The organism is Streptomyces sp. PH10-H1 (assembly GCF_030063355.1).
In the GTDB taxonomy this organism is placed as follows: Bacteria; Actinomycetota; Actinomycetes; order Streptomycetales; family Streptomycetaceae; genus Actinacidiphila.
Window position 1 is genome coordinate 23,021 of record NZ_JASISZ010000079.1, and the last position, 10,597, is coordinate 33,617.

At 70.4% G+C, this 10,597-nt stretch carries 12 protein-coding genes; 2 read left to right on the forward strand and 10 right to left on the reverse strand.

Annotated features, from left to right (window positions below; genetic code table 11):
• Positions 1-97 precede the first annotated feature (97 nt).
• Positions 98-895 carry a phytanoyl-CoA dioxygenase family protein gene (locus QMK24_RS33475; RefSeq protein ID WP_283470646.1) on the forward strand — a complete coding sequence of 266 codons (798 nt, stop codon included), beginning with the start codon at positions 98-100 and terminating at the stop codon, positions 893-895.
• Positions 892-1,191 carry a hypothetical protein gene (locus tag QMK24_RS33480; protein ID WP_283470631.1) on the forward strand — a complete coding sequence of 100 codons (300 nt, stop codon included), beginning with the start codon at positions 892-894 and terminating at the stop codon, positions 1,189-1,191. Before QMK24_RS33475 ends, QMK24_RS33480 begins: the two co-directional genes overlap by 4 nt.
• Positions 1,192-1,256: 65 nt before the next feature.
• On the opposite strand, the gene QMK24_RS33485 is transcribed toward QMK24_RS33480, so the two are convergent.
• From QMK24_RS33485 to QMK24_RS33530, 10 genes are all read right to left on the reverse strand, one after another.
• Complete coding sequence (locus QMK24_RS33485; RefSeq protein WP_283470633.1) at positions 1,257-1,649, reverse strand: YccF domain-containing protein; 393 nt, start codon at positions 1,647-1,649, stop codon at positions 1,257-1,259.
• A complete protein-coding gene (htpX, locus tag QMK24_RS33490) occupies positions 1,646-2,506 on the reverse strand; it encodes a zinc metalloprotease HtpX (RefSeq protein WP_283470634.1) in 861 nt (286 codons plus the stop codon). The genes QMK24_RS33485 and htpX overlap by 4 nt, the downstream gene beginning before the upstream one ends.
• A gap of 117 nt (positions 2,507-2,623) precedes the next feature.
• On the reverse strand, positions 2,624-4,336 hold the full coding sequence (locus QMK24_RS33495) for an NADH-quinone oxidoreductase subunit N (RefSeq protein WP_283470636.1): 1,713 nt from the start codon (positions 4,334-4,336) through the stop codon (positions 2,624-2,626).
• A complete protein-coding gene (locus tag QMK24_RS33500; RefSeq protein ID WP_283470637.1) occupies positions 4,336-5,904 on the reverse strand; it encodes a complex I subunit 4 family protein in 1,569 nt (522 codons plus the stop codon). The genes QMK24_RS33495 and QMK24_RS33500 overlap by 1 nt, the downstream gene beginning before the upstream one ends.
• 3 nt (positions 5,905-5,907) lie before the next feature.
• A complete protein-coding gene (locus QMK24_RS33505; protein ID WP_283470638.1) occupies positions 5,908-7,905 on the reverse strand; it encodes an NADH-quinone oxidoreductase subunit 5 family protein in 1,998 nt (665 codons plus the stop codon).
• Complete coding sequence (nuoK, locus tag QMK24_RS33510) at positions 7,902-8,285, reverse strand: NADH-quinone oxidoreductase subunit NuoK (RefSeq protein ID WP_283470639.1); 384 nt, start codon at positions 8,283-8,285, stop codon at positions 7,902-7,904. Before nuoK ends, QMK24_RS33505 begins: the two co-directional genes overlap by 4 nt.
• Entirely contained in the window at positions 8,285-8,857 is a 573-nt protein-coding gene (locus tag QMK24_RS33515; protein WP_283470640.1) for an NADH-quinone oxidoreductase subunit J family protein, read from the reverse strand. Before QMK24_RS33515 ends, nuoK begins: the two co-directional genes overlap by 1 nt.
• Positions 8,854-9,459 (reverse strand): NuoI/complex I 23 kDa subunit family protein, encoded by a 606-nt coding sequence (locus QMK24_RS33520; RefSeq protein WP_283470641.1) that lies wholly within the window; start codon positions 9,457-9,459, stop codon positions 8,854-8,856. The genes QMK24_RS33515 and QMK24_RS33520 overlap by 4 nt, the downstream gene beginning before the upstream one ends.
• On the reverse strand, positions 9,459-10,421 hold the full coding sequence (gene nuoH / locus QMK24_RS33525) for an NADH-quinone oxidoreductase subunit NuoH (protein ID WP_283470642.1): 963 nt from the start codon (positions 10,419-10,421) through the stop codon (positions 9,459-9,461). The genes QMK24_RS33520 and nuoH overlap by 1 nt, the downstream gene beginning before the upstream one ends.
• A partial coding sequence (locus tag QMK24_RS33530; RefSeq protein ID WP_283470643.1) for a hypothetical protein occupies positions 10,418-10,597 on the reverse strand: 180 nt, incomplete at its 5' end. The genes QMK24_RS33530 and nuoH, both read right to left, overlap by 4 nt.

Consider the following 10,597-nt stretch of genomic DNA (forward strand, 5'->3'; position numbering starts at 1 on the left):
TACCCAAGCCAGTACCCAAGCCAGTAGGACGAGTGGTGGAACAAGCCGCGCGGCACCCGGTGGGCCGGCCCGCGGGGACCTGCTGACCTCCGTACGGATGGCGCACTTCGTGGCACACGGCTCGCTGCGCATGGACGCGGTGGTACCGGACGTGATGAACGAGCGTGCGATGGACGTCCTGGCCGCCGGGATACCCGGCGTGCCGTACGGGACACCGCTGGAGGAGGCGTACGCGCAGGGCTCGTTCGCGCGGGACCTCGTCGAACTGCCGGTGGTGGCGGGCGCTTTGCGCAGTCTGGTGGGCCCGGGGCCGACCGTCGACCATCACGCGGTGCACATCCGGCAGCCGAGGGACGGGCAGGCGCAGCCGCTGCACGCCGACGCGATCATCGACGTACGGCCGGACGCGTTCGACGTGCAGCTCATGTACTACCCGCAGGCGGTGACGCTGGAGATGGGCGGCACCCTGAGCGTGCCCGGCAGCCATCTGCGGCGTACGAACGAGACCGACACCGGCCGCTACCAGAACCTGCGCGGGCAGTCGCGGCTGGTGTGCCCGGCCGGGACCGTGGTGTTCCTGCACCACGGGATCTGGCACGGCGGGCGGCGCAACGACAGTGACATCGCGCGCTACATGTTCAAGATCCGCTTCAACCCGACGGTGCGGCAGCTGCGGCTGTGGGACACGGGCGATCTCGCCGACCCGGCGGTCGAGGCCGAGCTGGGCACGTCCTTCCCCTGGTACGAACCCGCCGCCGCCCGGCTGGAGTTCCACAACCGGATCAAGCTGTGGCGGGCGCTGACCGGCGACAGCACCTACGACATGGACCACTGGATGACGCGGGTCGCCAACCGGCCGCAGCGCGTCACCCCACACCTGAGGAGCGACGGATGAGCACACGACGGCAGCAGGTCCTGGCGCTGTACCTGGGCACCTCGGCCCTGGACTCCGAGGTGGTGGGCTGGTCCGTCTACGACGGGACGGGGGCCACCTCGCCGACCACCGGCGACAGCGACGAGCCGCCGTACGGGACGGGGGTGGCCGCGCTGTGCGACGGCTGGCGGCTGATCCAGGCGGCACAGCTGATTCCGCCCTATCCGGGGCACGAGTACGACACGTCGTTCCTGAAGCACGAGTTCCTCTTCGAGAAACTCGTCGACATCCACTGCCCGACATCCACTGCCCGATGACCGCTGACCTATGACCGCTGACCGCTGACCTATGACCGATGGCCGATTCGCCGGCGGAGCACGGATCAGCGCGTGGCGAACGGCCGGTCGGTGGGGACGATTTCGCGGCCGAGCGGGAGCAGCGAGATCGGGATCATCTTGAAGTTCGCTATGCCGAACGGGATGCCGATGATCGTCAGGCAGAGGAGGAAGCCGGTCACGATATGGCCGAGGGCCAGCCACCAGCCGGCGAAGACGATCCAGACGATGTTGCCGAGGAACGAGCCCGTGCCCGCGTCACGGTGTTCGACCGTGGTGCGGCCGAAGGGCCACAGCGCGTAGTTGGCTATGCGGAAGGAGGCCAGTCCCCACGGGATCGTGATGATGAGGATGCAGCAGATGAGGCCGGCGATGGCGTAGCCGATCGCCATCCAGATGCCGCACAGGACGAGCCAGATGAGGTTCAGGAGCGTCTTCATGGGCGGTGTCCTGCCATCTGCTCGAGGCGCGCGATGCGCTCAGCCATCGGGGGGTGAGTGGAGAACAGCTTGGAGGTGGTGCCGGGCCGGAACGGGTTGGCGATCATCATATGGCTGGCCGTCTCGAGGCGCGGCTCGGGCGGGAGCGGCAGCTGCTTGGTGCCGGCGTCGAGCTTGCGCAGCGCGCTGGCGAGGGCGAGGGGGTCGCCGGTGAGGCGGGCGCCGGACGCGTCGGCCTCGTACTCGCGGGAGCGGCTGACGGCGAGCTGGATGACGGAGGCGGCCAGCGGGCCCAGGATCATCAGCAGCAGCATGCCGAGGATGCCGGGGCCGTCGTCGTCACTGGACCGGCCGACGGGGATCAGCCAGGCGAAGTTGACGAGGAACATGACGACGGAGGCGAGCGCGCCGGCGACGGACGAGATGAGGATGTCGCGGTTGTAGACATGGCTCAGCTCATGGCCGATGACGCCGCGCAGCTCGCGTTCGTCGAGGATGCGCAGGATGCCGTCGGTGCAGCAGACGGCCGCGTTGCGCGGATTGCGCCCGGTGGCGAAGGCGTTGGGTGCTTCGGTGGGCGAGATGTACAGGCGCGGCATGGGCTGGCGGGCTGCCGTGGAGAGTTCGCGGACCATGCGGTAGAGCGCGGGGGCCTCGAACTCGCTGACGGGGCGTGCGCGCATCGCGCGTAGCGCGAGCTTGTCGCTGTTCCAGTACGCGTAGGCGTTGGTGCCGATCGCGATGACGAGCGCGACGATGAGCCCGGTACGGCCGAAGAAACTGCCGATCACGAGGATGAGTGCGGACAGCCCGCCGAGGAGTACGGCGGTCTTCAGCCCATTGTGCCGGCGGTGCACGGTGCGCCCTCCAAGGTGTGCGGCGGGGGAACCTTCTCCCCTCTTAGGAGAACCTCCTGTACTGGTCAACGCCACCGGAAGGCCGCTAGTTCCCTTGTGCACACGCCCCGGCCGGGGTCAGAGAAGGACCCCCGAGGCGTACCGGAGGACCAGCTGGGGGACGCCGGAGAGCACGATGCCGAGGGCCGCGGTGAGGGCGATGGCGGCGGTGAGGGGGACGGGCGTCCGGGTGGCGGAAGCCGTCGCGACGGCAACTCCGCCACCCAATCCGGCACCCACTCCGGCACCCACTCCGCCACCCACTCCGGCACCTGTCCCAGCCGCCGGTGTCACCGCGTCCGTCACCGCGTCCGTCGCCGCGTCCACTCCGAGTGCCGGCTCCGGCTTGGCGAACAGGATCGCGGTCCAGCGCAGGTAGTAGACGAGCGCGATGACCACGTTGACGGCCATGACCACGGCCAGCCAGGCCGGTCCCGTGCCGACGATCGACGAGAAGACCGCGACCTTGGCGAAGAGTCCGATGATGCCCGGCGGCAGCCCGGCCAGGCACAGCAGGAAGAAGGCCATGGCGAGGGCCGCCAGGGGGTGGGTGGCGTAGAGCCCCCGGTAGTCGGTCAGCCGGTTGGACGGGGCCGTACGGGCGACGAGCGCGGCGACGGCGAAGGCGCCGAGGTTCACGGCCGCGTACATCAGGGCGTACGCGACGGTGGTGCCGATCTGGTGCGCGGGGTCGTCGGAGTGGGCGGCTGCCGCGATCGGGACCAGCAGATAACCCGCCTGGCCGATGGAGGACCAGGCCAGCAGCCGGACGGCGCTGTGCGCGTGGCCCGCGCGCTGGCGCAGGGCGGCGACGTTGCCGACGGTCATCGTGAGAGCGGCCAGTACGGCGACGACCGGGCCCCAGACGTCGGCGAGGGGCTCGAACGCGATGACGGTGACGAGGATGAGGCCGGAGAAGCCCGCGGCCTTTCCGACGACCGAGAGATAGGCGGCGATCGGCAGCGGCGCGCCCACATAGGTGTCGGGCACCCAGAAGTGGAACGGCGCCACGGCGAGCTTGAAGGCGAAGCCGACGAGGGTGAGGGCGGCGCCGACCTTGGCGAGGATCGCGAGCTGGGGCTGTACGTCGCCGAGGGCATCCGCGATGGAGGCCAGGTGGAGGGTGCCGGTGGCGGCGTACACGAAGCTGACGCCGAGCAGGGTGACGGCGGTCGCGGCGACGGAGGAGAGGAAGAACTTGAGCGCGGCTTCCGAGGAGAGCCGGTCACCGCGTTTGATGCCGACGAGCGCGAAGGCGGGCAGCGTCGCGACTTCGAGGGCGACGACGAGGGTCGCGAGGTCACGGGAGGCGGGCAGGAGCGCCGCTCCGGCAGCCGAGGACAGCAGCAGGAACCAGTACTCGCCGGCGGGGAGTTCATCCATGGTGTGCATGGACAGCAGCGCCGTCAGCAGCGCGCCGCCGATGACGAGGAGCTGGACGATGATCGTGAAGTGGTCCGCGACGTAAGAGCACTCGCCCATGCGGGTGGTGAGGCAGAACGTCCTGCGTTCGCCGTGCCGGAGCGGGACGAGGGCGAGCGCGGCGAGCGCGAGGCCACCGATGGTGAACCAGCCGAGCAGCGCCTTCTTCTCCTTGGGGAGGAAGAGGTCGGCGACCAGGACGAGGAGCGCGATGACCGCGGGGATCGCCGCAGGGGCGATGGCGAGCCAGTCGACGGACTGCACGAGGGAGCCGGCGGAGTTCGCGGCGAGGGAGCCGGTGGACAGAGCGTCCGTGGCGCCGGGGGCGAGAACATCCGCGGCGGGGGATCCGGTGGCGAGGGTGCTCATCAGCTGCCTCCGAGGAGCGAGCGCACGGCCGGGTCGGTGAGGCCGAGAAGTGCCGCCGGCCACAGACCGGCGAGGACGGTGAGGGCGGCGAGCGGGGTCCAGGCGGCGAACTCGTAGCCCTGGATGTCGGCCAGGACCGGCTGTTCGGCCTCCGCGGTGTTCTTGTCGCCCATGCAGACCCGGCGCACGACGGCCAGCAGGTACGCGGCGGTGAGCAGGGTGCCGAACGCGGCGATCGCGGTGAACGTCAGAAAGGCGGGGCGGCTGAGCCCGGCCGCGGGGTTGAAGGAGCCGAACATCGCGAGCATCTCGCCCCAGAAGCCGGCCAGCCCCGGCAGGCCGAGGGAGGCGACGGCGGCGAAGGCGAGCAGGCCGCCGAGCCGGGGGGCCTTGCCGTAGAGGGCGGCGCCGCCCGCCCCGGTGAGGCGGTCGAGGTCACTGGTGCCGTAGCGGTCCTTGATGGCGCCGACCAGGAAGAAGAGGAGGCCGGTGATGAGGCCGTGGGCGACGTTCGCGAAGAGCGCGCCGTTCACGCCGGTGGCGGTGAGGGTGGCGATGCCGAGCAGCACGAAGCCCATGTGGCCGACGGAGGAGTATGCGATGAGGCGCTTGAGGTCGCCGCCCGCTCCCTGCCGGACCAGCGCGAGGCAGGCGAGGGACCCGTAGATGATGCCGACGACGGCGAACGCGGCCAGGTAGGGCGCGAAGGTGTGCATGCCGTCGGGGGCGACGGGCAGCGCGATACGGACGAACCCGTAGGTGCCCATCTTGAGCATGACGCCGGCCAGCAGCACGGAGCCGACGGTGGGCGCCGCGGTGTGGGCGTCCGGGAGCCAGCTGTGCAGGGGCCACATCGGGGCCTTGATCGCGAAGCCGATGCCGATGGCGAGGACCGCGAGCAGCTGCGTGGAGTGACTGAGCGACGACCCATTGTCAGTGGCGAGTGCCACCATGTCGAATGTGCCCGCTTTCAGCCCGATGAGGAGCAGGCCCAGCAGCATGATCACGGAACCGAGGAGGGTGTAGAGGATGAAGCGCAGCGAGGCGCGCTCGCGGCCCTCGCCGCCCCAGCGGGCGATGAGGAAGTACATGGGGATGAGGACCATCTCGAAGGCCAGGAAGAAGAGCATCAGGTCCAGCACGGCGAAGGTGCTGAGGGTGCCCGCTTCGAGGACGAGGAGAAGGGCGACGAAGGCCCGGGGCGCCGGGCCCGCGGGCATTTTGAAGTAGCTGTAGAGCGCGCAGAGGAAGGTCAGCAGCGCGGTCAGTACGAGGAGGGGGAGCGAGATGCCGTCGATGCCGAGATGGATGTGGATGTTGAGGGCGGGGATCCACGTGAGATCGGTCGTGGCCTGCATCGTCGCCGGGTGGTCGTGGTCGAAGCCGGCCGCGAGGACGACGGCCAGGATCAGCACGGCGCCGGTGACCGTCACGCCGTGGCGGAGCACGGCCTGGTCCGGGTTACGGCCCTTGAGGCCGGGGGGCGCGGGGAGCAGGGCACCGACGGCGCCGAGCAGGGGCAGGACGACGATGCCTGCGAGCACGTACTGGAGGGCGGTGTCGTTCACGGCTCACGCTCCGACGGCGACGAGGACGGCGAGTACGACGGCACCGGCCAGCAGCGCGCTGAGATAGGTCTGGACATTTCCGGTCTGGGCGCGCCGGACGGCCGCGCCGAGCAGGCGCGGGGCGGCGCCCGCCCCTCGTACGTAGGTCTCGACGACTTCGCGGTCGAGGAAGTGGACGAGGCTCGCGGCTGCGAGTACCGGCCGGACGAAGAGCGCCGTGTACAGGGCGTCGAGGTGGAACCCGCTCGCCGCGTGGCGGTGCAGGGGGCCGAGGAGCAGCCGGCCGGGGTCGGCCGGGTCGTCGGCCGCCGCGATGTCGCCGAAGACCAGCTTGTGGGTGGCGATGGCCGCCTCCTCCACCAGGGCGGGCTCGGTCTCCGCGGAGGGTACGACGGCCGCGCCGAGGGGTGCGGTCCGGCGGGCGGCGCCGGCCGTCCAGGCGCCATAGGTGACCAGGATGCCAACGAGGGCGAGGCCGACGCTGAGGACGGAGGTGAGGAGGGTCGGGGTGAGTTCGGTGCCGTCGAACCACTTCGGGAGGTCGAAGACCTTCGGGACGAGGGCGATCATGCCGAAGGCGACGCTGGGGACGGCGAGCACCCACAGGACGGTGTTCATCACGGCCGGCTCGCGGCCGTGGTCGGCGGAGACCGGGCCCCGGCCGCGGAAGGCGAGCAGGAAGAGCCGGGTGGCGTAGCCGGCGGTCAGGACGGCGGTGATCAGACCAGCGGCCAGTACGATCCAGCCGACCGCTGACGGCACACCGGCGGCGTGGCCGCCGGAGGCGTGCTCGGCGGCGCGGAGCACCGATTCCTTGGAGAAGAAGCCGGAGAAGGGGGGCAGGGCGGCGAGGGCCGCCAGGGCGATGCCCATCGTCCACATGGCGTCCGGGGCGCGCTTGCCGAGGTCGCCCATGCGGGACATCGCGGCCAGCGAGTTGGTGCCGGCAGCGTGGATGACCACGCCCGCGCCGAGGAAGAGCAGCGCCTTGAAGGCGCCGTGCGAGAGGAGGTGGAAGACGGCGGCGCTGCGGTCGCCCACGGCGAGCGCGCCCGCCATGTAGCCGAGCTGGCCGATCGTCGAGTAGGCCAGCACGCGTTTGATGTCGTCCTGGGCGAGGGCGGCCAGACCCGATCCGATCATGGTCACGGCGGCCATGACGGCGAGGACGGCCAGCGCGGCCGCGGAGGAGGTGAAGACGGGCAGCAGCCGGGCGACGAAGTAGATGCCGGCGGCGACCATGGTGGCAGCGTGGATCAGCGCGGACACCGGGGTGGGACCGGCCATCGCGTCGGGCAGCCAGGTGTGCAGCGGGAACTGGGCGGACTTGCCGGCGACACCGGCGAGCAGCAGCAGCGCGATGAGCGTCGGGTGCTGGAGCTCACCGTGGGTGGCGGCGGTGAGGATCCCGTTGATGCGGAAGGTTCCGGCATCGGTGGCGAGCGCGAAGACACCGATGATGAAGGGGACGTCGCCGAGCTTGGTGACGAGGAACGCCTTCATGGACGCCGCTCGGGCGACCTCGGTCTCCCAGTAGTGGCCGACCAGGAAGTACGAGCAGATGCCCATGATCTCCCAGCCGACCAGCAGCACCATCAGGTCGCCGGAGTAGACGACCAGGAACATGGCGGCGGTGAAGAGGGAGACGAGGGCGGCGTAGGAGGGGTAACGGGGGTCGTCGCGCAGATACGCCGTCGAGTACAGCTGGACGCAGGTCGCGACCAGGCCGACGAGTACGGCGATCAGCACGGCGAAGCCGTCCAGGTGCAGGGCCACGTCGATGGGGATCGAGCCGGTCGGGGTGAGCCGGGTCGCCGCGTCGGTGGGGGCACCGCTGCCCTGACGCACGGCGACGACCGCGGCCAGCGCGAAGGCCGCCACGGTCGGCAGTACGGCGAGCGGCCGGACGAAGCCCGGGGCGCGCCTGCCCAGCAGCAGTCCGGCGGCCGCGCCGAGGAACGGCAGGAGGGGGACCAGCGCGGCAAGGGTCGTGAGGGTCACGCGGTGGCCTCTGCCTTCTCGTCTGCCGTCGCCTCCGGCGTGGTGCCGGCACCGGCGCGGTCGGGGTCGAGGTCGCTTTCGGCGAGGTCGGTGAGCTTGTCGATGTCGGAGCTGCCCCGGTTGCGGTAGACGAGCAGCACGATCGCCAGGCCGATGCCGATCTCGGCCGCGGCGATGGTGATCGTGAACAGCGTCAGCGCCTGGCCGGCGTGGAGGGTGTCACGGAGCCAGACGTCGAAGGCGACGAGGTTGAGATTGACCGCGTTCAGCATCAGCTCGACGGACATCAGGACGAGGATCGCGTTACGGCGGCCGAGCACGCCGTACAGCCCGATGGAGAAGAGGAGGACGGCGAGCACGGCGGGATAAGCGAGGTGCATCAGCTCTCCTTGCCCTTCTCCGGGTCCGGTTGGTTCTTGCGGGACAGCACGATGGCGCCGACGAGTGCGGCGAGCAGCAACACCGACAGCGCCTCGAACGGCAGTACCCAGTGCTGGAAGAGGCTCTGCCCGGTGACCTTGGTGGAGCCCTGCACCGCGCCGTCCAGATTGATCCACGTGGTGCGGAAGGCGTCGACGACCACCCAGACCAGGGTGATCGCGGAGGCGGCCGCCACGGTGACCGCGACCCAGCGGTTGTCGGAGTCCGCGTCCGGGGAGCGGCCGATGGGCGCGCGCGTCAGCATCAGTCCGAACAGGATGAGAACCACGACGGAACCGACGTAGATCAGCACTTGCACCCAGGCGATGAACTCCGCCGTGAGAAGGAGGTACTCGACGGCGATCCCGCCGAGCGCGACCACCAGCCACAGGGCCGCGTGCACCAATTGCTTGGTGGTGACGGAGACCAGGGCGGCGCCGAGGGTCGCGATGCCGACCAGGACGAAGGCGATCTCGACCCCGGTCGGGGACAGGAAGCCGGAAGGGGCCGCGGCTGCGGCTGCGAGGGTCATGCGCTGCTCTCCGGCTGGTCCTGCTCCGGCTGGTCCTGCTCCGGCTGGTCCTTCTGCGTCTCGGCGTCCGCCGCTGCCTGCTGCGCGGCGATGAGCTTGTCCGCGGCCTTGCGGGCGGCGGCGATCTCCTTGGGCTCCTCGGCGCCGGGGTCGAGCGCGGGCGGGGCCGGCACCGTCCACATCCAGTCGCGGAGCTTGTCGCGCTCATGGGTGAGTTCGAGGATGTCGGTCTCCGCGTACTCGAACTCCGGCGTCCAGAAGAGCGCGTCGAAGGGGCACACCTCGATGCAGATCCCGCAGTACATGCAGAGCGAGAAGTCGATGGCGAAGCGGTCGAGCACGTTGCGGCTGCGCTCACGCCCGCCGGGCGCGGTGGCGGGCGTCGTCTCCTTGTGGGAGTCGATGTAGATGCACCAGTCGGGGCATTCGCGCGCGCACAGCATGCAGACCGTGCAGTTCTCCTCGAACAGCGCGATCACGCCGCGGCTGCGCGGCGGCAGGTCCGGCTGCGCGTCCGGATACTGCGCGGTGACGGAACGGCGCGTCATCGCCTTCAGGGTGACGGCGAGGCCCTTGGCCAGGCCGTGGCCGGGGATGGGCATTAGGAGATCACCACCTTGACGACGCCGGTGAGCGCGATCTGCGCCAGGGCGAGCGGGATGAGGATGGTCCAGGCGAGCTTCTGCAACTGGTCCTCACGAAGGCGCGGATAGGTGACCCGGAGCCAGATGACGACGAAGGCGAGGACCGCGGTCTTGAGCAGGGTCCACAGCCAGCCGACGCTGTCGGCCCACGGACCGTGCCATCCGCCGAGGAAGAGAACGGTGGTCAGCCCGCACAGCACGACGATGCCCGCGTACTCCGCGAGCAGGAACAGCGCGAAGCGCAGGCCCGTGTACTCGGTGTACGCGCCGAAGATGATCTCCGAGTCGGCGACCGGCATGTCGAACGGGGGGCGCTGCAGCTCGGCAAGGCCCGCCGTGAAGAAGACGAGGGCGCCGACGATCTGCCACGGCGTCCACCACCAGTGGTACGCCTCGACGATCCCGGGGAGCGAGAGCGTGCCCGCGGCCATCGCGACGGAGGCCGCGGCCAGCAGCATCGGCAGCTCGTAGGCCATCAGCTGGGCCGCCGTACGGAGCCCCCCGAGAAGGGAGAACTTGTTGGCCGACGCCCAGCCGGCCATCAGCGAACCCAGGACCCCGACGCCCATCACCGCGAGCACGAAGAACAGCCCCGCGTCGATGGCCTGCCCCACGAAGCCGTTCGGACCGACCGGAATGGCGATCAGAACCAGCAGATACGGGAGGAGCGCGACGGCCGGGGCCATCTGGAAGATCCGCCGGTCCGCGTTGGTCGGGACGATGTCTTCCTTCTGCGCGAACTTCACCCCGTCGGCGACGAGCTGGGCCCACCCGTGGAAGCCACCCGCGTACATCGGGCCCAGGCGGCCCTGCATATGAGCCATCACCTTGTGCTCGGTCTGCCCGATCACGAGCGGCAGCGTGAGAAAGACGACGAGAACGGCGACGAGCCGCAGCGCGACATCGAGGATGTCGTTCACGGAGTCGGGCCTCCCTCGGGGTCGGGGGTCTCCGGCGTGGTGGCCGGGGCGGGTTCAGCGGGCGGCGGTACCGGTTCCGCTTCCGCGGCGGGCGTGGGTTCCGCGGTGGGCGCGGGAGGTTCGGGTTTCGCGACCGGTGCGGGTTCTACGGCCGGGGCCGGTTGTACGGCCGGGTC